General features: G+C 27.4%; 29 protein-coding genes. 28 read left to right on the forward strand and 1 reads right to left on the reverse strand.

Annotated features, from left to right (window positions below; genetic code table 11):
• The first annotated feature begins 4 nt into the window (after positions 1-4).
• The 10 genes from CLPA_RS09045 (at position 5) to pyrR (ending at position 7,227) form a co-directional block, all read left to right on the forward strand.
• On the forward strand, positions 5-730 hold the full coding sequence (locus tag CLPA_RS09045) for a DUF881 domain-containing protein (protein WP_003444084.1): 726 nt from the start codon (positions 5-7) through the stop codon (positions 728-730).
• 205 nt (positions 731-935) lie between these two features.
• The gene (locus tag CLPA_RS09050; protein WP_003444085.1) at positions 936-1,598 is read left to right on the forward strand and encodes a YggS family pyridoxal phosphate-dependent enzyme; all 663 of its coding nucleotides are present in this window, start codon (positions 936-938) and stop codon (positions 1,596-1,598) included.
• A gap of 12 nt (positions 1,599-1,610) precedes the next feature.
• Positions 1,611-2,066: a cell division protein SepF gene (locus CLPA_RS09055; protein WP_003444086.1), complete on the forward strand. Its 456-nt coding sequence runs from the start codon at positions 1,611-1,613 to the stop codon at positions 2,064-2,066.
• 14 nt (positions 2,067-2,080) lie between these two features.
• Entirely contained in the window at positions 2,081-2,857 is a 777-nt protein-coding gene (locus CLPA_RS09060) for a YlmH family RNA-binding protein (RefSeq protein ID WP_003444087.1), read from the forward strand.
• A 17-nt stretch (positions 2,858-2,874) separates the two neighbouring features.
• Positions 2,875-3,486, forward strand: coding sequence for a DivIVA domain-containing protein (locus CLPA_RS09065; protein ID WP_003444088.1), 612 nt, complete (start codon positions 2,875-2,877; stop codon positions 3,484-3,486).
• Positions 3,487-3,543: 57 nt separating this feature from the next.
• Complete coding sequence (locus CLPA_RS09070) at positions 3,544-4,233, forward strand: 5'-methylthioadenosine/adenosylhomocysteine nucleosidase (protein WP_003444089.1); 690 nt, start codon at positions 3,544-3,546, stop codon at positions 4,231-4,233.
• A gap of 86 nt (positions 4,234-4,319) precedes the next feature.
• Positions 4,320-4,931, forward strand: coding sequence for a TraR/DksA C4-type zinc finger protein (locus tag CLPA_RS09075; RefSeq protein WP_003444092.1), 612 nt, complete (start codon positions 4,320-4,322; stop codon positions 4,929-4,931).
• Positions 4,932-5,034: 103 nt separating this feature from the next.
• The gene (gene lspA, locus CLPA_RS09080; protein WP_003444095.1) at positions 5,035-5,493 is read left to right on the forward strand and encodes a signal peptidase II; all 459 of its coding nucleotides are present in this window, start codon (positions 5,035-5,037) and stop codon (positions 5,491-5,493) included.
• Positions 5,480-6,400 carry an RluA family pseudouridine synthase gene (locus CLPA_RS09085; protein ID WP_003444098.1) on the forward strand — a complete coding sequence of 307 codons (921 nt, stop codon included), beginning with the start codon at positions 5,480-5,482 and terminating at the stop codon, positions 6,398-6,400. Before lspA ends, CLPA_RS09085 begins: the two co-directional genes overlap by 14 nt.
• Positions 6,401-6,687: 287 nt before the next feature.
• On the forward strand, positions 6,688-7,227 hold the full coding sequence (gene pyrR, locus CLPA_RS09090) for a bifunctional pyr operon transcriptional regulator/uracil phosphoribosyltransferase PyrR (protein ID WP_003444101.1): 540 nt from the start codon (positions 6,688-6,690) through the stop codon (positions 7,225-7,227).
• A 127-nt stretch (positions 7,228-7,354) separates the two neighbouring features.
• Here pyrR and CLPA_RS09095 read toward each other — a convergent pair whose 3' ends face one another.
• On the reverse strand, positions 7,355-9,088 hold the full coding sequence (locus tag CLPA_RS09095; protein ID WP_003444103.1) for an Rqc2 family fibronectin-binding protein: 1,734 nt from the start codon (positions 9,086-9,088) through the stop codon (positions 7,355-7,357).
• 257 nt (positions 9,089-9,345) lie between these two features.
• Here CLPA_RS09095 and dapF point away from each other — a divergent pair, with 257 nt between their 5' ends.
• The 18 genes from dapF (at position 9,346) to CLPA_RS09185 (ending at position 26,024) form a co-directional block, all read left to right on the forward strand.
• Complete coding sequence (gene dapF, locus CLPA_RS09100; protein ID WP_003444105.1) at positions 9,346-10,173, forward strand: diaminopimelate epimerase; 828 nt, start codon at positions 9,346-9,348, stop codon at positions 10,171-10,173.
• Positions 10,170-11,261, forward strand: coding sequence for a DPP IV N-terminal domain-containing protein (locus CLPA_RS09105; RefSeq protein WP_003444108.1), 1,092 nt, complete (start codon positions 10,170-10,172; stop codon positions 11,259-11,261). The genes dapF and CLPA_RS09105 overlap by 4 nt, the downstream gene beginning before the upstream one ends.
• 27 nt (positions 11,262-11,288) lie before the next feature.
• Positions 11,289-11,870 carry an anthranilate synthase component II gene (locus tag CLPA_RS09110; RefSeq protein ID WP_003444110.1) on the forward strand — a complete coding sequence of 194 codons (582 nt, stop codon included), beginning with the start codon at positions 11,289-11,291 and terminating at the stop codon, positions 11,868-11,870.
• A 17-nt stretch (positions 11,871-11,887) separates the two neighbouring features.
• Positions 11,888-13,243 (forward strand): aminodeoxychorismate synthase component I, encoded by a 1,356-nt coding sequence (gene pabB, locus CLPA_RS09115; protein ID WP_003444112.1) that lies wholly within the window; start codon positions 11,888-11,890, stop codon positions 13,241-13,243.
• Between the two features lie 160 nt (positions 13,244-13,403).
• Positions 13,404-14,168, forward strand: coding sequence for an aminotransferase class IV (locus tag CLPA_RS09120; protein WP_003444114.1), 765 nt, complete (start codon positions 13,404-13,406; stop codon positions 14,166-14,168).
• A gap of 241 nt (positions 14,169-14,409) precedes the next feature.
• Complete coding sequence (locus tag CLPA_RS09125) at positions 14,410-15,738, forward strand: IS701 family transposase (RefSeq protein ID WP_003444117.1); 1,329 nt, start codon at positions 14,410-14,412, stop codon at positions 15,736-15,738.
• A gap of 134 nt (positions 15,739-15,872) precedes the next feature.
• A complete protein-coding gene (locus CLPA_RS09130) occupies positions 15,873-17,417 on the forward strand; it encodes a GspE/PulE family protein (RefSeq protein ID WP_003444119.1) in 1,545 nt (514 codons plus the stop codon).
• A gap of 1 nt (position 17,418) precedes the next feature.
• Entirely contained in the window at positions 17,419-18,615 is a 1,197-nt protein-coding gene (locus tag CLPA_RS09135) for a type II secretion system F family protein (RefSeq protein WP_003444121.1), read from the forward strand.
• Between the two features lie 11 nt (positions 18,616-18,626).
• Positions 18,627-19,007 carry a prepilin-type N-terminal cleavage/methylation domain-containing protein gene (locus CLPA_RS09140; protein WP_034830716.1) on the forward strand — a complete coding sequence of 127 codons (381 nt, stop codon included), beginning with the start codon at positions 18,627-18,629 and terminating at the stop codon, positions 19,005-19,007.
• Positions 19,008-19,097: 90 nt separating this feature from the next.
• Entirely contained in the window at positions 19,098-19,559 is a 462-nt protein-coding gene (locus CLPA_RS09145) for a prepilin-type N-terminal cleavage/methylation domain-containing protein (RefSeq protein ID WP_003444123.1), read from the forward strand.
• Positions 19,540-19,989 (forward strand): prepilin-type N-terminal cleavage/methylation domain-containing protein, encoded by a 450-nt coding sequence (locus CLPA_RS09150; RefSeq protein WP_003444125.1) that lies wholly within the window; start codon positions 19,540-19,542, stop codon positions 19,987-19,989. Before CLPA_RS09145 ends, CLPA_RS09150 begins: the two co-directional genes overlap by 20 nt.
• Positions 19,990-20,146: 157 nt before the next feature.
• The gene (locus CLPA_RS09155) at positions 20,147-20,596 is read left to right on the forward strand and encodes a prepilin-type N-terminal cleavage/methylation domain-containing protein (RefSeq protein WP_076719001.1); all 450 of its coding nucleotides are present in this window, start codon (positions 20,147-20,149) and stop codon (positions 20,594-20,596) included.
• A gap of 14 nt (positions 20,597-20,610) precedes the next feature.
• Positions 20,611-21,012 (forward strand): hypothetical protein, encoded by a 402-nt coding sequence (locus CLPA_RS09160; RefSeq protein WP_236900399.1) that lies wholly within the window; start codon positions 20,611-20,613, stop codon positions 21,010-21,012.
• 110 nt (positions 21,013-21,122) lie between these two features.
• Positions 21,123-21,845, forward strand: coding sequence for a hypothetical protein (locus CLPA_RS09165; protein ID WP_003444138.1), 723 nt, complete (start codon positions 21,123-21,125; stop codon positions 21,843-21,845).
• Between the two features lie 13 nt (positions 21,846-21,858).
• The gene (locus CLPA_RS09170) at positions 21,859-22,323 is read left to right on the forward strand and encodes a hypothetical protein (protein WP_003444139.1); all 465 of its coding nucleotides are present in this window, start codon (positions 21,859-21,861) and stop codon (positions 22,321-22,323) included.
• Positions 22,320-22,736 (forward strand): hypothetical protein, encoded by a 417-nt coding sequence (locus CLPA_RS09175; protein WP_003444142.1) that lies wholly within the window; start codon positions 22,320-22,322, stop codon positions 22,734-22,736. The genes CLPA_RS09170 and CLPA_RS09175 overlap by 4 nt, the downstream gene beginning before the upstream one ends.
• Positions 22,737-23,060: 324 nt before the next feature.
• Positions 23,061-24,635: a PTS transporter subunit EIIC gene (locus tag CLPA_RS09180; protein ID WP_003444144.1), complete on the forward strand. Its 1,575-nt coding sequence runs from the start codon at positions 23,061-23,063 to the stop codon at positions 24,633-24,635.
• A gap of 63 nt (positions 24,636-24,698) precedes the next feature.
• Complete coding sequence (locus CLPA_RS09185; RefSeq protein WP_003444146.1) at positions 24,699-26,024, forward strand: 6-phospho-alpha-glucosidase; 1,326 nt, start codon at positions 24,699-24,701, stop codon at positions 26,022-26,024.
• The last annotated feature ends 69 nt before the right edge of the window (positions 26,025-26,093 follow it).

The following is a 26,093-nucleotide window of genomic DNA, read 5'->3' on the forward strand; positions in this document are numbered from 1 at the left end:
TAAAATGAAGAATAATGAATCGACAGTATTTGTATTTGTAGCTTGCATTATAATAGGAATTTTAATAACTTCAAATTTTAATTTTTCCAGAACTGGTACAAGAGTTTTTTTAAATGCAAAACAATATCAGGATCAGTATAATTACAAAAATACTTTACTAAATCAAATTAATGAACTTAGAGACAATTATTTTGATTTGCAAAGTAAAATAGGTAAATTAAGCAATGATAAGAGCAATGAAGATTTAGAAAAAGAATTAAAAAAAGAACTGGATAATGCCAGAATCATTTCAGGAGAAGAGGATGTAGAGGGTCCAGGAATTAAAATAGTGCTTAATGATGACACAGATAAATTTAATGGTACTGTTATACAATCTGAATATGATTTATTAAAACTAATTCATAATTATGATGTAAGCTATGTAGTTAATGATTTACAATTGGCTGGAGCAGAGGCTATTTCGGTAAATGGGCAGAGGATAGCAAGTACTACAGAAATTTATTGTATAGGGGCATTTATTAGAGTTAATGGTGTGCAGGTAGCTTCTCCGTTCTATATAGATGCTATAGGAGATAAAGATAAGCTTAAGGATTATATGATGTCAAGTAACAATTATCTGTATACAATGATCAATAGGGGAATAAAAGTAAAGTTAACACAAAATAGCAATATAAAGATTAATGGTTATAATGGAGACCTTGTTAATAAGTATTTAAAATCAAGTAATTAACCTTGTTGATTTGATTACAATATTTTACAATTAATTGTGATTTAAATAAAAAATATTTGAGTTTGAAGGGGCTTTATATCAATAATATAATTATATTAAAAAAATTATTGAATAATGAAGGATTTTTCAATTTTATGAAGAATAATATATTTATGAATATCAGACTTAGTTTAATCTATCAATATTGTAAGGAGACGGTGTGATTTTGTCTATAGAAGAAAATATTTGTGATATAAAAAAGCAGCTGCCTAAAGATGTTACATTAATAGCTGTATCAAAAACCAGAACTGTAGAAGAGATTCAAGAAGTATATGATCAAGGAGTAAGAGACTTTGGAGAAAATAAAGTTCAAGAACTTACGGATAAAATAGACAGATTTGATTCCTCTGTCAGATGGCATCTTATAGGTCATCTTCAGACCAATAAAGTTAAATATATTGTTGGTAAAGTTCATTTAATTCATTCTGTAGATAGTATAAAATTGTTAAAGGAAATTGAAAAAAGATATGGAGCTGATAACTTAACAGCGAACATATTAATTCAAATAAATATAGGTAGAGAAGAATCAAAAACTGGTATATTCAAGGAAGATTTACCTGAAATTTTAGAGGCCTGTGAAATTTGTAATAATATAAAAGTTAAAGGACTTATGTCTGTAATTCCAAAGGGTTCAGAGGAAGACTGTAAAAAATATTTTAGAGAAATGCAAAATATATGGCACAGTATAAAGGAAAAAAGTTATAAAAATATTTCTATGGATTATCTATCTATGGGAATGACTCATGATTATAAATTTGCTTTAGAGGAAGGTTCCAACATGATTAGAGTTGGAGAAGGAATATTTGGTAAGAGAAACTATAATAAATAGGAGGAAAACAAAATGGCAAAAATGTTTAATAAGATTATGGGTATTATTGGGCTGGATGATGGAAGTATAGAGGAGGAGTTTGAGCAGGAAGAAGCAATAGATCAAAAAAAAGATGAAGAAGAATTAAGTGAACCAATAGTAAATACTAAGAAAAATAACAAAGTTGTAAATATCCATACAGCTTCTTCTGTAAGAGTGGTTATTTCAAGACCAAAAAGCTATGATGAAGCTACTTCTATATGTGATGATTTAAAGAGCAGACGAATTGTAGTAGTAAATGTAAGTGATTTGGAACCTAAAACAGCTCAGAGATTACTGGATTTTATGGGTGGTGCAAGTTATGTACTTAATGGAGAATTACAAGAAGTTGAAAAGAATGTTTACATATTATCACCTTCCAATGTGGAGGTTTCTAACGAATTACAATCTGAAATTTCAGGTAAAAGCATGTTTACCTGGAATAAATAGAATATTGACATAAAATGAATAAAAATGAATTCTTAAATAGATTTACCAATAAAGATAGGTTAATTTTATCGAATATATTTGATAAAATTAATCTTGCAATTAAAGTGCAGGTACCCATATATACTAATGAGTTTTATACTACGGATATCTGTATAGAGGTGAAAAAGCTGTCAACTTTGCTGGGAGTAAAAATTGAAACTTACGGTATATTTGAAAATAGTGAAAGAAATATGATGGCTTTTTCTTACGAAGGAGATAATTACTGTTATTTTCCACTTAAGCTTATTAAAATAGAAAATAAGTCGAAATTCAATAAATTAAGCCACAAAGACTATTTAGGTGCTATAATGTCTATGGGAGTTAATAGAAATAAGTTTGGAGATTTAATTGTAATAGAAAATTCATGTTATGTGGCTGTTAGTGAAGAGATAGCAAGTTATATTCTAAATAATTTAAATTCCATAGGTAAATGTACCTGTAATATTTGCGAGTTAGAACTTACAAAGTCTAACATACCTAAGATAAAATTTGAAGAGTTAAATATCATTGTTTCTTCTTTAAGATTAGATTGTTTAATAAGTTCCATATGTAATATATCTAGAAATAGAGCAGTTGAATTGATAAATAGAGGAAATGTACTTTTGAATTATGTAACTGAAAAAGAAAAAGATTATAATGTATCCTTTGGTAGCACTATAACTATAAGGGGATATGGTAAATTTAAATTATTTTGTGATACTGGCGTCACTGCTAAAAATAGAATAAAAATTCTAATGAAAAAATTTGTTTGATAGGGGTGGTAATAGTTATGAGATTAACTTCAATGGATATAAATAATAAAGAATTTAAAAAAGTATTAAGAGGATATGATCAAGATGAAGTAGATGAGTTCCTGGATAAAATAGGAGATAATTATGAAGAAATATATAAGGAAAATTCTGCTTTAAAAGAAAAAGTATCTATTTTAAATGAAAAAATTGATCACTATTTGAAAATAGAAGAAACTATTCAAAATACTCTTATATTGGCACAAAATGCTGCAGAGCAGGCTAAACAATCTGCTAAAAAAGAAGCGGAATTAATTATAAAAAATGCAAATGACACTTCACAGAGAATAATAGATAAAGCTAACAGTGAAGTTATAAAGATAAGTGATGATTATGAAACTATTAAACAGGAGTTTATAAAATTTAGGGCAAAGTATAGAAATTTTATGAATACTCAGCTGGATATGTTCAACGATTTGGAAATGGATTTTGAAAAAAATTATAATATAATAAATGAAAAAGAGATTAAGGAAAAAGAAATAGAAAATTACGAGGATAAATCTTTGTCCACTGAATTAAAGGCTTTGGATGATAAAGAAGAAAATTTTAATGATGATTTAAATGAAATAAAAAGTTTTTTTGTAAAAGAATAAAAATTTAATCTCACCTGTAAAGTGGGATTTTTTGTTGTAGAATTTAGGAGGATTTTTATGATAATTGGAATAATTGGAGCAATGGATGAAGAAATAGAACTACTTTTAAAAGAAATAGAACTTAAGAGAAAAGAAGTTAAAGCATCTATGGTGTTTAATTTCGGCAGTCTCTATGGAAAAGATGTGGTAATAGTAAGATGCGGCATAGGTAAAGTCAATGCAGCTGTATGCAGTCAGATATTAATTGATGATTTTAATGTAAATGCTGTAATAAATGTAGGTATAGCTGGTGGTATAGGTAAAGATATTTTCCCTGGAGATATAGTAATTGCAGAAAATTTAATTCAATATGATATGGATACTTCTGCCTTTGGAGATAAAATAGGTCAAATACCTAGACTTGATACCTATGATTTTAAATGTGATAATAAATTAGTAGAATTAGCTAAAGGAGCTTGCAAGAGTTTTGAAAAGAATTTCTTTACAGGAAGAATAGCTACAGGAGATCAATTTGTAGCAGATATAGAAAAAATAAAATGGTTAAATGAGGAATTTGATGCAATTGCTTGTGAAATGGAAGGTGGAAGTATAGCGCAGGTTTGTTATTTGAATAAAGTTCCTTTTGTGGTTATAAGATCCATATCTGACAATGCGAATAATGGAGCTCATATGGATTTTCAGAAATTTACTCCTATAGCAGTTAAAAATTCTACATATATACTTAAAAATATGATAAAAATAATGTAATAAAAAATTTTTCATTTGGCAAAATAATTATGACATACTTGTCTGGTTGTTCATTTTTAGATCTCTTAATACAGGGAGTGATTATTATGCAAATGGAAGAACTTCAATATTTTAAAGAAAAGCTTATTAATGAAAAGAAAAGAGCTAACGATCTTTTAAGACTTATGATCAAGAATGAAACTATTGATTCTAAAAGTGAAATTTCTTCTGAATTATCTTATTATGATAATCATCCATCGGATATAGCTACTGAAATTAACGATATAGAAAAAGGTATGGCTTTTAAAGTGAATGAAGAGTCTATAATTAGAAGAATAGATGATGCATTTACAAGAATTGAAGATGGAAGCTATGGTAAATGTAAATACTGTGGCAAAGATATAGATATGAAAAGGCTTCAAGTTATTCCCTATGCAGAAAATTGTATTGAATGTGAAAAGAAAATTAGTAGTTTAAAACAGAGGGAAATACATGATAGACCTATAGAAGAAAGTGTAATAGGACATCCTTTTAATAAGGGACATCATCATCATATACACAGTTCAGAATTTGATGCTGAAGACAGCTACCAAAGTGTAGAAGTATTCAATAAGATGGAAAATATAGTAGAGTTTTATGATTATGAAGATGAAGAGGGTTATGTAGAGCCTATAGAAAAAATAAGTAACGAACAGTATGAGAACCAATTGCCAGATTAATAAGATAAAGCTTTGGCGGGAGTATTCCCGCCTAGTTTAAATAATAAAAAAATAATAAGTGTATTGTATATTCCTTATTAAAAAAGGATAAGGTGAATTTTATATGGAAATAATTATTATTATAATAGTAAATTTAATTGATAGATTGAGTAAAATTTGGGCAATAAAAACTTTAAGAGAAGGTAATGATGTAGTTATTATTAAAGATATATTCAGTTTATCTTACCTAGAGAACAGGGGGGCCGCCTGGGGAATATTCCAGGGAAAAACTAATTTTTTATTAATAGTGAGCATAGTTATAATTGTAGGAATGATATATTTTATATTTAAATATAGGCCTAAAAATATGCTTATGAGAGTAAGCCTTAGTTTTATAATTGGCGGAGCTGTTGGAAATATGTATGACAGAATGTTTAATAAATATGTAGTTGATTTTATATATTTTCATTATAAGGATATATATAGCTTTCCAACTTTTAATGTAGCTGATATGTCTGTAGTTTTAGGGACTATATTGCTGGCAATATGTCTTATAAAGGATGATAGTAATGGAATATTTTAAGTTTAGGGTAGAGGATTTAAAAGATATTAAGAGATTGGACGTGTTTTTAAAGGATAAGTTCGAAGATAAATCTAGAAGTTATATACAAGGGATAATCGAAAATGGCAATGTTAAAATAAATGATGATAAATTGAAAAAAAGCAATTATAAGTTAAAGCTTAATGATGAGGTTTATGTTAATATACCCGAAAATAAAGAGTTAAATGTAGAAGCAGAAGATATAAAAATTCATATATTATATGAAGACGGTGATGTAATAGTTATAGATAAACCACAGGGGATGGTGGTTCATCCAGCACCAGGAAATTATACTGGTACTTTAGTAAATGCACTATTGTATCATTGCAAGGATTTATCGGGAATAAATGGGGTTAATAGACCTGGAATAGTACATAGAATCGATAAAGATACTTCTGGAATATTAGTTGTAGCTAAAAATGACAAAGCTCATAAATTTTTAGCAGAACAATTGAAAGAGCACACAATGACTAGAGTTTATCTAGCACTGGTTGAAGGAATAATAAAGGTAGATGAAGGTAAAGTAGATGTACCTCTTGGAAGACATCCTGTGGAAAGAATCAAAATAAGCGTGATAAAAGATGGAAGAAATGCGGTTACTCATTACAATGTAATGGAGAGATTTAAAAATAATACTTTGATTGAATGTAGATTAGAAACTGGAAGAACTCATCAAATTAGAGTGCATATGGCACATATTGGTCACCCTCTTGTAGGAGATCCACTCTATGGATATAAAAAGCAGAGGTTTAATTTAAGAGGACAAATGCTTCATGCAAAAAAGTTAGGATTTATACATCCGTCTAAGAGAACTTATATGGAATTTGAAAGTCCAGAACCTCATTATTTTACTAGAATTATAGATATTTTAAGAAATGAATTGAAATAGAAAATATTCTATGATATCATGTTTTTATTATAGTTGATTTAATAAATCCTTTAAATGTACCCGAGAGGTCATAAGGCTATTATTGTCATTTTATATTTCATTGATAATTTTCCTTAACCTTTTTGGGGTTAAGGTTTTTTCATGTTAATTTATTATATTAAATGTAAATAAATAATACAAAACAAACAATTTTGCTTTGTTTTGTATTATTTATTTTAATAGTTATATTTGATTATAAAATATATTTAGAAAGCTTTATCTAAATCTAAAAGGGAGAGTAATATATTATGAAACTTAAAGCTGTATTATTAGATGAAAAATCTATTAAGAGAACTCTAACTAGAATTTCTCATGAGATTATTGAAAAAAATAAAGGAACTGAGGATATGGTTTTAATAGGGATAAAGAGAAGAGGAGTACCTTTAGCGGAGAGAATAGCAAAAATTATAGAAAGTATAGAAGGTAATACTATACCTGTAGCCAGTGTAGATATAGCTTTATATAGGGATGATCTTAAAGACAGTAATGATAATGAGAATATAGTTAATACAGAAGAGTTAGAGATAGATATAAAAAACAAGAAAGTTATATTGGTAGACGATGTGCTTCATACAGGTAGAAGTGCCAGAGCGGCCATAGATGCAATTATAGATTGTGGAAGACCCAAAATGATTCAACTTGCGGCATTAATAGACAGAGGACATAGAGAACTACCTATAAGGGCAGATTATGTAGGAAAGAATGTCCCAACTTCAAATAGCGAAGTTATAGCTGTAAGAGTTTCAGAACTGGATGATAATGATTCTGTGGGAATATATGAGTTATAGCATCAATATGCGGATGTTATTAAAATGGAAATTCGTAAATGTGGGAAAAGACGAAACAAACATCAAAGTGTAAAGTTCAAAGAACAAATATCAAATGGGGAAAGTGTTTTGCACTTTTCCCCAAGGACTATTTAACTGGTGTAAGCTTTTTAGGCATAATATTGACAGTTCTATTGGTTAAATATATGACCATGCCAGGTTTAGCTCCAGAGGGCTTTTTTACATTTTTTACCTCTGTATAGTCTACAGCTACATTATTTGAATGTTTTGCTTTACTATAGTAGGCAGCTAGACCTGCAGCTTCTTCTAGAGTTTTATCAGGCAGAGATTCAGCACGATTTTTAATAATTACGTGAGATCCCGGTATATTTTTCGTATGCATCCAAATATCTTTTTTATCTGCAAATTTCAGCGTAAGATAATCATTTTGAAAGTTATTTTTACCTACGTAGATATCTATTCCATCACTGGATATAAAATGATAAGGTTTTGAAACTTTTGTGGATTTTTTATTGTTTTTCTTATTGAATTTTATATATCCAGTATCAATTAATTCCTTTTTAATTTCCTCAATTTCACTATAGTCCTCACAGTTTTTTATATTGGTAAATACAGATTGAAGATAATCTATCTCCTTGGAATTTGCTTCAAGTTGAATTTTTGCCATCTTTTCTGTGGTTTTAAGTTTATTATATTTTTTAAAATAAGCCTGGATATTTTCCGAAGGAGTTTTATTTTCATTTAATTGTATAGTTATATCTTTTAGATCATCACTATAGTAATTTTGTAAAGTTACATTTTTATCGCCTTTTTTTATTACATATATGTTAGCAGTAAGCAATTCTCCATATAACCTATATTTATCCTTACTTTGGCACTCAATTAATTTCTTATTTAGTATTTCATCTTTTTTTAAACATCTGTCTAAATTTGTATTGACAATTCTTTGAAGGTCTATACTGTGGTTATTAAGCCTATCAGCTTTATCTTTTTCAAAATAAAAGTTTTCCAATAATTCTGAAGAGGAATTATATTTTACTTTATTCATGTGATCTAAACTAGTTAAATCTATGCATGAAAAATCTTTTATAATACCATTTTCAGAATAAATATTGTAGGAGAAATTACAATTTTTTATACTAGTAAAAAGTTTATCTATGTGCCCATAAGCAGTATCAGGATTAATATTGCCTTCTTCAACATTTTGCTGTAATCTAAACATAATTTCCTTAGAAAGAGATTTGCTTACACCTATAAATACTTTAGAACACATTTTTTCATCAATAGGTAAATATCTGTCTGATAAATAGTTTAAAAAATCCTCTCTTGAAAAATTAAAAGGATTTAATCTTTCGCTTTTTGGAGGATATACATATTCTATTCCAGGATAGAGAGATCTAAATCTGTTTATTTCAGGAGTAATATGTTTTATGCTATCCATAACAATATTATCCCTTGCTCTTACTAGCGTTACATTACTATGTCTTCCCATTATCTCGATAATCAATGAATATATGCTGTTAAAACCTAGATCATCAACACTTTGAAAATCAAAAATTATTATTCTATCTGTTTCAATCTGTCTTATATCAACTATTTTTGAATTTAGAAGATATTTTCTAAGTACCATACAGAACATAGGTGGGGTAAGAGGATTTTTTTTACTATTATCTGTAATATGTATCTTAGGATAACTGGAACTAGCACTTATCAAAAGTCTATAATTTTTATTATCAATTCCCCTTATGAGAAAATTTAATTCATCTTTTTCAGGCTGATTTATTTTGCTTATTCTGCTGCCAATGAATTTATTTTTTAGTTCGCATAAAATACTATATATATATATTCCGTCTAGTGCCATTAAAATCATTCCTTCCCAGTAAATATTTTTATATAAAAATTATTAAAAATTGTATACATAAAGCATAAAATTTATTATTATTATTTTATGGAAATGAAAATTAATTATTAGTTTAGAATTAATTTAATTAATCTTAACTGTTTTAGTATAGCATTAATACTGAACATATTCAAATAATAGGCTGGTAAACTAAGTGAAATTTTGTTTGCTGTCTATTTTGTGTGTACTGGGTAAAATAAAGTCTGGAGAGTGATACTATGAATTTTGTAAAAATGCAGGGTACTGGAAATGATTTTGTTGTCTTGGAGGATGGAGATAATAAATTTTTAAATAGAGAAAGTGATATTGCAAAAATAATTTGTGATAGACATTTTGGCATAGGAGCAGATGGCATACTTTTAATCAGAAATAGTGATGTAGCTGATGTGGAGATGGTTATAATCAATTCAGATGGATCCTATGCTGCTATGTGCGGAAATGGAATAAGATGTTTTGCAAAATATGTATATGATGAAGGAGTTATGAAAAAACAAAAAATAAGTATAAAAACTGGCGATGGTATAAAAATAGCTGAAATTATAGATGAGAATGGTAAAGCCAAGGGAATAAAGATAAATATGGGATCTCCAAGTTTTATATCAAAGGATATTCCTGCAAATGTAGATAAAGAAATTATAAATTATGATGTAAATATAAATAATAAAACTTATAAATTGAATTCAATGCTTATGGGAGTACCTCATACGGTTATTTTGGGAAAATTAAATGATTTCGATGTAAAGGAAGGAAGTTTTATAGAAAAGTATAAGGAACTTTTTCCAGAAGGAACTAATGTTAATTTCTGTGAAGTAGAAGATAGAGAAAATATAAAAGTTAAAACCTGGGAGAGAGGAGCAGGAGCCACTCTTGCCTGTGGTACAGGATGTTGTGCCTCAGCTGTTGCATGTAACAAATTGGGGTTTACTGATAAAAAAGTTAAAGTTTCAGTTCCTGGTGGAAACTTAGAAGTAGAAATATGTGATGAAGCAGTATATATGATAGGCGGTGCAGAAATTACTTTTAGAGGAGAAACTGATCTCATATGAAAGTATTAAAAAAATTTCTGATGTTTTTGTTTATTGCAATTTTTGTGGTGGAGTCTACAGGATGTAATAGTTTAAAGAGGAAAGGCAATGAAGATAAAAATGGTAATACACAAAAGAGTATAGAATTTACAGATATAATGGTATTATCTAAGGAAACTGCTGGAGAAAAAATATACAGCTTAACAGATGGAAAGGTGAAAAATATTGGATATTTGGATAATATTTCAAATATTGTGTACAATAAGGATAAAAGTATACAAGTATATACTAATATAATTTCTCAGGGAACTAATCTTACAAAAAATTATATTAGTATAATTTTTAAAGAAAATAAAAATAGTATAAAAGGTAAATATTCATATATGGATTCAAGATTATCCCTTGATGGAAAAAGAGTTGCCCTTAGGAGTTTTTCAGAAGATTCTCTTTTTTCTGCTGAGGGCTTAAGTGTATATGATGTGTATACAGGAAAGAAAATTGACTTTGATAATAAAATTATAGTATCTGGAGATCTATATAGATGGGATTCTGAAAATAATTTGCTCTACTATGGAGTGGAGAAGGATGAGAAAGATTATGGTAAAATATATAGTTATGATTTTCAAAAGTCCAAAAGAGAAATGGTATTTGATAAGTTTAATGGATATTGTACTTTTTTTGCACCAACAGATAATAATAGTTTTCTCTATATGGAAAATGATATAGACTTAAATAATATGTATTATTATGATGGTAAAGACAACAAATCAATTCTAATTACAAATACTATGGATAATATTGAAGATTATGTCATAGATAATAAAAATCATATAGTTTATTTTATTGGAAAGGAAACCAATGCTGAAAATAATTCTCTATATAAATTTAATATTGAAGATAAAACTTTAAAGAGAATAACCTATGATTTCCCTAAAATAGTGGATAAAAATGGAGGCATAGCAGTAGATAACTCTGGAAAAATATATTTTTGTGGTTTGGATACTGATAACAACAGTAACAATATATATATGTATTTAAATCAAAATAATTCTGTTAATTTAATAAGTGATAAAAGAGGAATATATCGTGTAATTCAGAATTTAAAGTAGAAAATTTTAGCAGAAGGGGAAATAAAAATGTTTCTAGTTATTGATAATTATGATTCTTTTGTTTATAATTTGGTAAGATATTTTGAAAATTTAGAAGAATCAATAGAGATATATAGAAATGATAAAATAACTATAGAAGATATAATAAAAACAAATCCTCAAGGGATAATAATATCTCCTGGTCCAAAGAGACCTGAGGATTCAGGGGTATGTCTAGATATAGTAAAAGAGTTCAGTGGCAAAATACCAATTTTAGGTATATGTCTTGGGCATCAGATCATTGCCAAGGTTTTTGGTGCTAAAATATGTAAAGGTAAAAGGCCAATGCATGGTAAGATATCTGAAATACACCATAATGGAGAGGGGCTTTTTAAAAATTTAAAAAGTCCATTAAAGGTAACAAGATATCATTCCCTCATTGTAAGTAAAGAAAAATTTCCCCATTGTCTTAATATAACAGCTCAGACTAAAGATGGAGTAATAATGGGAATTAGACATAAGGACTTTTTAGTAGAGGGTGTTCAATTTCATCCTGAAGCAGAATTAACGGAACAGGGTTATGAAATGATGGGAAATTTTTTAGAGGAATGTAAAGTAAGAGATAATTAAAATTATAAGAGGTAGTTATGAAATTTTTTATAGAAGAAGTTGATACTGAATTGGATGCTTTTGACATATATTCATTATTTAAAGAAGATAAAACTGTTTCTTTTCTAGATAGTGGTATGAATTTTAATAATTTGGGAAGATATTCTCTTATAGGAATAAATTCTTTTATGAATTTTAAATATGCCAATAATAAATGTTTTATAGATGAAAAATTAATGGAGGATAGAGATCCCTTTAAAGTTATAAAAGAATTAATGAGCAGATATAGTATAAAAAATACTACAGATCTTCCCTATGTGTCAGGAGCCATAGGGTATTTTTCCTATGATCTGGGAAGAAATATAGAGAATATACCTGAAATAGCTCTTGATGAGATCAAAATGCCTGATATCTATCTGTATTTCTACGATAATACTGTAATAATAGATAATTTACAAAACAAAACTTTTATTACAGCTTTGGGAATCATGAAGGATCCTCAAAAGAGTATTAGAGAGATAAAAGATAGAATAGCATGGGGAAATAAGGTTACATATTCAATTTCACAGGGAAAAAGCAGAGATTTTTTATCCAATTTTACAAGAGATAATTATTTGAATTCCATAGATAAAATAAAAAAATACATAGAAAATGGAGATATATATATAGCTAATTTAACTCAAAATTTTTTCTGTGAAACAGATAAAAATCCCTATGAAATATATAAACATTTAAGATACATAAATCCAGCTCCTTTCGCAGCTTTTCTAAATGTAGAAAATTTCAGTATAATTTCCTCTTCTCCAGAAAGATTTTTAAAAATTGAAAATGGTTTAGTTGAAACTAGGCCCATTAAAGGTACTAGACCTAGAGGGAAAAATAGTAGTGAAGATTTAAAAAATGCAAAGGAGCTTATTGAAAGTGAAAAGGATAAATCTGAATTGCTTATGATTGTAGATCTTGAAAGAAATGATTTAAGTAAAGTCTGCAGAGCTGATTCGGTAAAGGTTACAGAATTATTTAAATTAGAAAAATATAGTACTGTATTCCATCTGGTATCCACTGTAACGGGTAAATTAAAGAAAGAATTTACGTCAGTAGATTGTCTAAAGTCTTGTTTTCCAGGAGGATCTATTACAGGGGCTCCTAAAATAAGAGCTATGGAAATTATAGAAGAACTAGAGCCTACAAGACGAAATATATATACAGGTGCCATAGGATATTTGGGGTTTGATGGAAACATGGATTTGAATATAGCTATAAGAACTATAGTTATGAAAGGTAAAAATGCCTATTTTGGAGTAGGAGGAGGAATTACCTGGGAGTCAATAAATGAGGATGAATATGAGGAAACATTGGATAAAGCAAGGGCACTTATGAAATGTTTAAGTTAATTAAGATTTTATATAATCATTACTATTTTAATATTTTCTAGTAGATTGTAAAAAATTCATATAATGGTCCATATGTACTTAAATAATCATTTTTAATATTTAAAATAGTAATACTAAGAACTAGGGATAAGAAATATTAACTTTATAAGGAGATTATTTTATGCTTATAAATGGTCGGTTAAAAGAAGATATTATATATGCAGACAATGGATTTTTCTTTGGGGAAGGTCTTTTTGAAACCATGCGGGTTTCCAATAATAGTATTTTATTTTTAGAGGAACATTTGGAGAGAATAAACAGTGGACTAAAAATTTTAGGAATAAATAAAAAAATGTCAAAGGAATATATAATAAATTCTGCTGAAAAATTGAAATGCAGAGATGGAGTTTTAAAATTAGCTGTTAGTGAAAAAAACGATATAGTTGTCTGCAGAGATAATAACTATACTGAGGATATGTATAGTAGGGGATTTAAATTAAAGATAAGTAAATTGAGGAGAAATAAATATTCTATTATTACGTATTTAAAATCATTAAATTATCTTGATAATATACTGGAACATAGAAGATGTAAAGAAGAAGGATATGATGAAGTACTTTTTTTAAATTTAGAGGATGAAATTACAGAGGGAAGTATATCAAATGTATTTTTTATAAGAGATAAAAAAATTTATACTCCCAGTGTAGATTGTGGACTTTTAGATGGAACTATAAGAAAATATATATTAAAAAACTATTCTGTAGTTCAGGGGAAATTTACTAAAGAAAATTTAATAGAGGCAGATGAAATTTTTTTAACTAATAGTGTTATGGGAATTATGCCGGTTTGTCAATTTGAAAATATATTTTTTGAAGAAAAAGTACTCACTTGCAGTATTATGAGTACTTATAGTTCATATGTTAAAGGTCTGTATCAAAGAGGATAAATATTTATTAAACTTGAAAATGTCTCCATTGATTATATATTAATAAATGTTTTTAATATTAGAATAGATAAAAAGCAGTATAACAATGTTTATGAATGCATTGTTATACTGCTTTTTTATACAAATTGACACCACTTTACAAGTAATTAAAAAATACCAAAAAATACAACGTACCAAATACCTCTAAAATATCAATACTAACTTTGAAAGAAACCAGTAGAGAATGGAGGTATCTGGTACTATGGTTAGTATTGACCAAAAATCATTAATTCAAACAATAAAAATTTATTTAAGTGAATATAGATCAATTTTTAAGAAGCGAAGCTTTGTTATATTTGTTATACTCATTGAAGCTATACTAGCGGTTCAAGAGCTTCGCTCAATAAAATTTTTATATGATAATTTTATAAAAAAATATTGGACTAAAGTTCTAAATAGCTTTTATTACTTTTTATCCTACACCAAGTTTTCGGTAGAGAGTTTAATGATAGTTACAGTTAGAATAGCATTAACTCTCATTCCAGAAGATATAAAATCATCTATTACTATATTCTTAATTGTAGATGATACTCTTCAACCTAAATTTGGGAACAAATTTGATTGTTATAGTAAACTTTTTGACCATACACAGCATAATGGTACTTCGTACTTAAATGGGCATTGTTTTGTATCGTTAGTTATAAATATACCTATACTTTTTAATGGAAAAATCAAGTATATTAGCCTACCCGTAGGGTATAAGCTCTATGATAAAACAAAAAGTAAACTTGAAATTGCAGGTAATATGATTGTAAATGTTATGCCACTACTTATAGATTATCAAGTTATTGTACTATGCGACAGCTGGTATACTAAAAAGCCATTTTTAAAAATATCAAAGAATTTCAATAACATTAATGTAATAGGGGCAGTTCGTTCTGATACGTGCTTATATGATTTACAGCCTAAACCTACAGGTAAAAGAGGACGCCCAAGAAAAAAAGGTGAAAAACTCAATATTAAAAACTTTAACTATGAAAAAGTAGATAACTACTATATAGCAACTAAAAAAGTAATAACAAACTTATTTGATGAACCAGTATTTGTAACTGTAACCACTACAGATATTGATAAATTTTCATCTGTAAGGTTATATATTAGCTCTATAGAACCTTCAGAATTGGAAGTTTTTAAGAACTACAATACTGATGACTTAACTATCGATAAAAACAAACCACATCTTATTCCATTTTATACATACAAAATAAGATGGAACATAGAAGTTATTTTTTATCAACATAAATTCTTCTGGTCTTTTGGTAAATATATGGTAAGGTCTCAAGAGGCTATAGAGAAATATGTTAACTTACTGGCTATCGCCTACAGTTTTACGGTAATATTACCTTTTATAAATAAAGCTTTTTCGAAATACCAATTTAAGAGTCCCCAGGTAACTAAAAATACTATATCTTACCAAATGTCAAAAGAATTAATATTACGCACTTTCGTGCAAAAGCTACAAAAGAACAAAATTCAAGAAGAAGTTCTAAAGGTAATTAATTCCTTGGCTTCTCAAGATAACGCTAGTTAATTTTATTGTAAAGTGGTGTACAAATTGAAATAATGTTTATAAATAATTAAATGAAATATTAAAAAATTTTAAATTTATAGGATTAAATATAAAAAATAAGGTAAATAATAGAAGAAAATAACTTATTTAAGGAGATGATAACAATAGAAAATAATTATAATAATTCCATAGAAAACCAATATAGTACTTATGAATTTATAGATCTGGATGACTTTGAAATATCAGCAGAATCCATAAAAGTCATAGACAAATCTATAGCTTATAAACGCTGTGTATTTATCTATAAGGAAAATAAAAATGAAATATTTGCAGCAATGAATGATCCCTTTGATACAGTGGCAATAAATGACTTGAGGTTCATTTCACAAAAGAATGTAATTCCCTTTAAAGCTAATAAAAAACAGATAATTTCCTATATAAAATTATTTTATGAGATAAAAGACAGCAAAAATACCATAATGGAAATGGAAAAAGAAGTTAAGGATAAAAAGCTAGATAATATTGATGATACTGGAATAAAAGATTCTCCTTCTGTAAGATTAATAGATTCAATTATTGCTCAATCCATAGCTAGAAATGCCAGCGATATACATATTGAGCCTTTCAAGAACTATGTACATGTGAGAATAAGAGTAGATGGAAAACTTCAAAAAATTACAAAACCTCTTAAAAAAGGCTTGTATAAAAGTATCAATATAGCATTAAAGGTAAAGGCTAAAATGGATATAACCACAAGAATGCTGCCTCAAGATGGAAAAATAGATTATGTAAGAGATGGAATACAGTATGACTTCAGGGTTTCTTCCATTCCAACTATATATGGAGAAAAGTTTGTTATAAGGGTTTTATATAAAAGCAGAAAGAATATTTCTTTAGATGAATTGGCTTATGATAGTGCTGATGCTGTAAGGGAGTTTATCTCAAGATCTAATGGAATAATTTTATTGTGCGGACCCACGGGAAGTGGGAAATCTACTACGGTATATTCTATTCTTGAGGAGTTAAACAAAGAAGAAAAAAATATAGTTACTATTGAGGACCCTGTTGAATTTACTATAGATAATATAAATCAAGTGAATGTAAATAAAACAGCTGGACTTACTTTTCCTGTTGGACTCAGGAGCTTTTTACGTCAAGATCCAGATGTAATATCCGTAGGTGAAATACGAGATGAAGAGACAGCTAGGGTTGCAGTAAGAGCAGCTATAACAGGTCATTTGGTTATAAGTACCCTTCATACGAAGGATGCCTCAGGAACTGTTGTAAGACTTTTAGATATGGGGGTTCAGAATTACTTACTGGCAGATGCATTGATAGGAGTTATTGCTCAGCGCTTGGTAAGAAAAATATGCCCACATTGTAAAGAAAAATATATTCCAGATAGTATGGAGAGGAAATTATGCAATTTAAAAGAAGAACAATATCTATATAGGGGGAGAGGCTGCTCAAAATGTAATAACACGGGCTATATGGGAAGAATTGCAGTATTTGAAATAATGAAGATAAATAGCGAAATTAAAAAGTTTATATATGAAGGTGAGAGTACAGAGAGAGTGAGAGAATACAGCCTTAAAAAGGGAATGAAAAGTTTAAAGGAAAACTGTTTAGATTTAATCAAAAAAGGAATCACCACTAGTGGTGAATATATAAATGTCATACACAGTAGTGAGGATTATTAAAATGGAATTATTTAAATTTAAAGCTGTTAATAATAGTGGAAAAGATTTTAAGGGAATTGATTACTATAAAAGTGAAGAAGATCTATCTCATAAATTGAGAGAAAGAGGATTTTTTCTAATCAAGTGTAAAAAAATTAATCATTCAATATATTTAAAGTATTTTTCAAAAATAAGTTTTAAAGACATCTCTGTTTTTTCAAGACAACTGTCAGCTATGCTGTCAGCAGGTTTTAACATATCAGAAGCCTTAAGTATTTTTTCAGAAGAATCCTATAGTAAAGCACTTAAGAAAAATATAAAATCCATTAAGAAAGATTTAGAAAAGGGAAATAGTTTTTACGATAGTATATCCAAATATAAAAATAGTTATCCAAATTTCTATATAGAAATGATAAATTTAGGAGAGCAGTCAGGAAACTTGGATATAATATTAAAAAGCATGTCTAAATATTATCTTAAGGAATTTAAAATTAAAAGAAGCTTTAAATCTGCCATGGTATATCCTGCAATATTATTGATTACATCTATTTCTATATTTTTTTATCTGGAAATAAATATAATACCTATGTTTAGGGATACTTTTAAAGGATTAGGGCAGGATCTGCCTATGTATTCTATGATACTGATGAATTTCAGTAAATTTATTATAGAAAATACCGCAGCTATTTTAATTATGATTATATTTATAATTTTTTTAATGTACAAATCATTCAATTTAAAAAGGATAAAAATAAATATTGATAAAATTAAAATATCAGCTCCTTTAATGGGAAGCTTTTATAAAAAAATTATAGCCTCTAGATTTACAAGGTGTTTTAGTATTATGCAAAAAAGTGGTATAGATTTAATGAATTCTATAGATATAGTGAGCAGAGTTGTAGATAATTCTTATGCAGAAGGAGAATTAAAAAAAATATTGACAGATATAAGAAAGGGAGAGAGTATTGCAGAGTCTGTAAACAAATTAGATATATTTCCAAAATTTACTATATCAATGATTTCATTAGGTGAACAATCTGGAAATTTAGAAGATATGATGTTACTTGCAGCAGATATATATGAAGATGATATAGAGGATATTTTAAGTAAGATTATAAGTGCAGTAGAACCAGCTATGATAATAATATTATCTCTTATAGTAGGTACAGTAGTAATATCTGTTATGATGCCTATGTTAAAGATAATGCAATCCGTTTAGGTCAGGAGGAAATGATTACAGTGGAAAAGTTTAAAAAGGGATTTACTTTAATAGAGGTAATTATAGTTATAGCTATAATAGCTATTCTGGGTGGAATGTTAATTCCAAAATATACAGGGTATATAAAGAAAACCAATGAAGCTAAAGCAGAACAAATTTCCAAAATGATTTTTGTATCCGCCATGAGGTCCTATATGAATAATGAAAAATTTGTAAGAGAAGAAGTAGCTGAAGCTATAAATGAGGACATGAACATTAGCGATTTAAATATAAATGTTAAAAATCCATCTGATGAAGGTGATACCATATATGCGAATTTTAATACGGCAAATGATAAATATACAGTGATTATAAAGGGAAATAACAGTACTTTTACGCTAAATAAAAATTAATCATAAAAGAAATATTCGGAATAATAAGTGATTTGCATTAATGAATTAGTTATTTATTTAAAATACATTCTGTAAAAAGGAATTTGGTATATGTATAATAAAAATTTTATGTCTAAAGGTTTTACCTTGATAGAGATAATAGTTGTAATCTCAATTATATCTATAATTACTAGTATAACACTTATACAGGTTAAGAGTTATAAGGATTTGAAAAATCAAATAGAGGTTAAAAGATTCAATAGTGATGTGATTTCATTCATAAATGAATCCAGAATTCAATGTATACTTAAGGAATCTTCCAGACAAATTTCTTTTTTAAAAGGAAGCGATGAAGTAAAAGTTTATGAGAGTTCCCATTTAAAGGGGAGATTAAAATTGCCCTCTGGTTTTGCAATAAAAGATAATAATGTAATAACATCAGATAAGTTAATTTATATTAACAGCAGCGGAATGATAACTACTCCTTGTAGTTTAAAGTATTCAGATAGAAAAGGTAAAAGTAATATTATTACTATAGGAGTTGGTACTACTTATGCAGAGATTAAAGAGTAAAAAATTAGGATTTACACTTATAGAAGTAATGTGTGCTTTATCCATATTTACATTAATATTCATGACAGCAATATCTATAAGATTTTCTACAGTAAAAATGAGAGTTCATAATGAAAAAATGGAAAAATATATTGAAAGTATAAATGGAGTAAAAAATGAAATTTTGTCTAATAGTTCTGATGAAGAAATAAAATCAATGCTGAATTTAGGAGAGGTATATATAGACAAAAATAATATTGATATTGAATCAATTAGGGATAAAAAAATTACAGAAGTAATTACTACATTACCTTCCTATGAAAAACCCTATATGAAAATTTCACTTTCAAGGGATAATTTAATAGCTGTAAATTTGGAATTATATGCTGATATCCTTAGAAAAGAGGAGAGTATAGTTTGTAAATTTTACAAATTTATTGAAGTGAAATAAATTTTTACTATAAAGCAAAGGATAGTTAGATGATATTAATACACTCCATCGTAGTGGAAAATCTTTAAATAAATGATGAGTTGTAATATTCGTTAAAATTCAAGATAGTTTTCCATTGAATGTTATGATTACATTATATGAGGTAGGAGGGTTATAAATAAAAAAGGGATTTACTCTAATAGAACTTATGATTGCTATGGCAGTTGCTTCGATATTGCTCTCTTTTCAATGTATTATATTTGTGAAAAATTTAAAGGATTATAACACAGACATTAAGGTTATAAGAGATAGAAATTATTGTAATCAAAGTTTTATTATAATTGAAAATTTAATTTATGAAAAAATGAAAGAAATTAGAATAGAAAACAATGATATAAAAATTATATGTAAAGACAATGAAAATAAGAGGATAAGATTTGTAAGCAGTTCAGGAAAAATTGTTGTAGATTATTATGATAGATTTGGAACTGTTAAAACGGCTAATGTAGTAGCTACAAATATAGGAAATATGAAAGTTCGTAAAAAAGATAATGTAATATATATTTCATTGACAAATAAAGAGGGTGAAACTGTTAATCGATGTTTTGGAGTAAAAAAAGTATATTAAAAAAGGGGTTTGTAATGATTTATACACTTATTATAGGATTGATTATAATTATGATGAGCAGTTATGTATTTATGTTAGAAATTAAAAAGAAAACATACATATTAAGTCTAAAAAACAATATAACAGAAAAATCCTATAATAGAGAAACCACAGAGTACCTATTTAGTGAAATGAATAAATATGTATTGTCTCAAAATATAGACATAAATAGATATGAATTATATAAATTATTTTCATCAAATCCCAATAAAAATAAAATTGGTAATGAGGATTATTTTATATACTACGATTTGATAACAGATAATTTTGTTGTAAAGCAAAATTATAGAAATAGACAAATTAAAAGGGACATATATACATATGATTTTGTGGATGGAAAGATAAATTATATGTATTCCTATTCAAAATATAATTAAATAGTATTCTTTATAAAGATAAAAAAGGTATTTTCCATTAAATATTACTATTTATATAAAAATATTGGGTAAAAGCAAAAATCAAAGAATATAAAAGGAGGAATCTGAATTTGATATTTGTAAATAAAGATAATATTTTTACAGTAGACGGTAAAGTTGTTTCTAGAATATGCTACAATAAAAATTTGCTTACGGGGGAGTTTAATATTTTGAATAAAGAAATATTGAATAGTGATGTAGAATTTAAAAATAATTCAATTATGATAATGGAAAATGAAGAGATATATATTAAATATATTACTATTCCAAGAGTAAGTAGAGATAAAGCTGAAAAAATAGTAAGAGATGAATTGAATTCTTATTATGGAATCCAGGAAAATATTACATTTACATATTCTATTTTAAAAAAGAATAAGACAAATATGGAACTTGGTGTATTTTATATAAACAGCAAAAATTTAAATGATATGAATTTGAAAAATATAAAAGCTCTATATTTAATTCAATTTTGTTATGCAGAATATTTAAAAAGTATAATAAAACAGGATAAATATATATTTTTATTTCTTCACAACAGTAAATTATATACAATCTACTGTGATAAAGGTTTAATAAAATATAATTATATATTTAGAAATTTTAAAGAATCTTCTGAAGAATTTAAAGCTTGTTTAGACTATTTTATAAATTTAAATAGGGAAATAAAACACAGTTTTAAAGTTATATATATATCAGGGGTTAAAGAAGAAATAATAGCTGATATTAAAAAAATATATAACTTTGAGAATTTAGGAAAAATAGAAGAAGATAAATTATTTAAGAAAGTTGTTTAGGAGAATTATACTTATGGAATATAATTTTTTACCATACTCTTATAGAGAAAGAAGAAATAAAAAAAAGACCTATATTCTTAATATAGTCATAATAATTTTAATTATTATTGCTTCTATTTTGATTTATAGGATTATTAATTTGTATAGTGAAACAAAGAAGTTAAAAGAATCCATTAAAGAAATTAATTATTCAAAAATGAGCAGCAAGATAATAACTTCTACAGATAATAATTCTGACATATTTAAAAATACCAAAGATTTTTTTCAATATGCAGGTGAGAGATTTAAAATTGAAAATTTAATAGTAGAAGGGAAAATTATAAATGCAAATATAGTATTAAGTACTAAAGATGATTATGAAGAAGCTGTAAGATATATAGAAAATAACTCATACTGGAATATAATCAAGTTGTCATCAATTGAAAAAGAAGCAGAAGATATATTTAAATTTCAGGTAAGTATGGAGGTAAAAAAGTGAGAAAATTTTTTTACTGCAGTTCTATAGTATTTTTGATAATTGCATTATTTTTATTAAATATGTTATATGCAAAAATAAATTTACAATATACGAATAATAAAGAACAGTTAAATTTATTAAATAGAACAGCCAAAAACAATAAGGACATTGGCAAAAATATATACTACAACAATATCATTCATATAGCCAATAAATATAATGGAGAAATAAAAGAATTCAAAAGCAAAAATAACAATATAAATACTATTATAAGCATAAGTGTAAATGAAAATTCAATTAATGAAATTTTGGATAAATTAAAACAAGAAAAAACTATAAAAAAATTAAATTCTTTAGCACTAGAAAAGAAAGGTATAGGGAGTGAAGATTATATAATATTATTAAATGCTGATTTTTTAAATAGTGATACTTAGAGTATATTGTGAAAATGATAATTTAATTTACAAAAAACATGTTATGGATGAGATTAACATGTTTTTTTATGTTCAAAAACTATTTATATATATTAAAAATTTTGTTAAAGTACAAATGTAAACAGTTTCAAGACGAATATATGTAGTTACTTACTGGATATATAAACAGAAAATAAATTTAGGAGGAGGAGTATTTATGGTCTATAAATGATAATGAAAAACATGTTATCGTTTAATTTAATATGTTTTTTTATGTATTAAATGTATTTAATTAGATTTGCATATTTGTTAATATTAAAATTGTTAATGAGGGGGAAATAATTTATGAAAGACAAAATAGTAAATGGAATGCAGATTTTTGCAAGATCCATAGTTACTCCAATATTATTTTTACCTATTGTAGGTATCCTGCTGGCTATTGTTGGCGTTATAAGTAATCCAAGTATTGTAGGAGAAGGAAGTCCCTTGATCAATGTAGGTGAATTTGTTGGAGGTGGACTTTGGACTTTTCTAACGAATTTAAGTATTATTTTCTGTGTGGGAATAGCTATGGGAATGGCCAAAGAAAAAAAAGCAGAAGCTGCACTTGTATCAGTATTTTCATTTCTGTTTTTCTTAGGAGCTAATCATGCATGGCTTAGCCTAACAGGAAAACTAATAAACTATAAACAAGTATCTGATTTGGCAGGTACTGGGCAAACGGTTTTATTAGGTTTTCAAGTAATAGATATGGGAGTTTTCCTGGGAATGATCCTAGGTATAACAATAGCTCTTGTCCATAACAAGTTTTGCAATAAGGAATTTCCAGAAGCAGTTGCTATATATGGTAATACTAAACTGGTATTTTTAATATTAATTCCTATTCTTTTAATTTTAGCTATAGTATTAAGTTATGTTTGGCCAACTGTAGCTCTAGCTATTAAAGCTTTAACTACTTTAATAAATTCATCAGGATTTTTTGGAATAGCTTTATACGGGTTCTTAAATAGATTTTTAATTCCAACTGGATTGCATCATTTAATATACACACCATTTCTTTATTCTGATATCGGCGGATCACTAATGATTAATGGAAAAACATATTTGGGAGCTTATAATATTTTTTTAGCACAACTAACAGATCCATCAATAAAAGTTTTTGATCCCTCAGCAAAATTTTTACAGTTCGGTATGGTTAAAATATTTGGACTAGCAGGAGCAGCATTGGCTTTTTATAAAACAGCTAAACCAGAAAATAAGGAAAAATTAAAGGGAATATTAATACCAGCAGTGGCAACATCCATGTTAGTTGGTATTACAGAGCCTTTGGAATTTACATTCTTATTTGTATCACCTCTTCTATGGTTAGTTCATTCTATAATGGATGGTTTATTTGAAGCCGTTGCAGTACTATTTGGCGTTAGAACCTTTGGAAGTGATGGACTTATAAACTTTGTTGTATATAATTTACCGGCAGGTATAGGGAGAACCAGATGGCCTATATATATAGGAATAGGTTTAGTTCAATTAGGTGTATATTATCTTGTGTTTAAGACCCTGATTCAAAAATTAAAACTTAAAACTCCCGGTAGAGAAGATAGTGAAGTTAAATTGTTTACTAAAAAAGACTATAAAGGTAAAAAATCTAAGGATTCAAAACAAATTGAGGAAAATGAAAAGGATGATTTGGCAGCTGTAATTGTAGAAGCTTTGGGAGGTAAAGATAATATAGAAAGTGTTGACAACTGTTTTACTAGGTTAAGAGTAAAAATTACAGATTTAGATAAATTAGATGAAGCTACATTAAAAACTACAGGAGCATCTGGAGTGATTAAAAATGGTAACAATGTTCAAGTTATATATGGACCTAAAGTAAACGGTGTAAGAAATAAAGTTGATAAATATCTTGGAAATAATTAAATATGCTTAAATTTTTATATTAAAAATTTATATAAATAAAAAATTAGAAAGAGGGAATATATTATGAAAAAATTTTCGATAACTATAGCTGGTGGAGGAAGTACTTTTACTCCTGGAATAGTATTAATGCTGCTAGATAATTTAGAAAGATTTCCTATAAGAAAGTTAAAATTTTATGATAATGATGCAGAAAGGCAGTCTACAGTTGCTGGAGCATGTGAAATTATATTAAAAGAAAAAGCACCTGACATAGAGTTTCATGCAACAATAGACCCAGAAGAAGCCTTTACAGATATAGATTTTGTTATGGCTCACATAAGAGTGGGTAAATACGCAATGCGTGAACTAGATGAAAAAATTCCATTGAAATACGATGTATTGGGTCAAGAAACTTGTGGACCAGGAGGAATAGCTTATGGTATGAGATCTATTGCTGGAGTTATTGAAATACTTGACTATATGGAAAAATATTCACCTAATGCATGGATGCTGAATTACTCTAACCCAGCAGCAATAGTTGCAGAAGCTACTAGAAGACTTAGACCTAATTCAAAAATTTTAAATATATGTGATATGCCAATAGGTATAGAAGCACGTATGGCTGAAATCGCTGGATTAAATTCAAGAAAAGATATGAATATTAGATATTTTGGACTCAATCATTTTGGTTGGTGGACAGATGTGCGTGACAAAGCAGGAAATGATTTGATGCCTAAATTAAAAGAACATATTTCTAAATATGGTTATGTAGTTGATAAAGGTGATAGTCAGCACACTGAAGCCAGTTGGACAGATACTTTCGCTAAAGCAAAAGATGTATATGCCGTCGATCCAGATACACTGCCTAATACTTACTTAAAGTATTATTTATTCCAAGATTACGTAGTTAAACATTCAGATAAGGAATATACAAGAGCTAATGAAGTAATGGATGGAAGAGAAAAGTTTGTATTTGGAGAATGTAGAAAAGTTATTAAAAATCAATCAACAGAAGGTTGTGAACTTCATATAGAAGAACATGCATCTTTTATAGTAGATCTTGCTACAGCGATAGCATTTAACACTCAGGAAAGAATGTTGTTAATTGTTCCAAACAATGGATCTATAGAAAATTTTGATTCTACAGCTATGGTAGAAATACCTTGTCTTGTGGGAAGCAATGGACCAGAACCACTTACAATCGGTAAAATACCTCAATTCCAAAAGGGATTAATGGAGCAGCAGGTTTCAGTAGAAAAATTAGTAGTAGAAGCTTGGATAGAAAAATCCTATCAAAAGTTATGGCAGGCAATAACTCTTTCCAAAACTGTACCTAGTGCAGAAATAGCTAAGAACATTTTAGATGATTTAATTGAAGCCAATAAAGAATACTGGCCTGAATTAAAATAATACTTTAAATATAATATATTATATATTAATTCTATCCATTTGTTATAGGTGTGAAGTTGTAGCAGATAG

The organism is Clostridium pasteurianum DSM 525 = ATCC 6013 (assembly GCF_000807255.1).
Classification (GTDB): domain Bacteria; phylum Bacillota; class Clostridia; order Clostridiales; family Clostridiaceae; genus Clostridium_I; species Clostridium_I pasteurianum.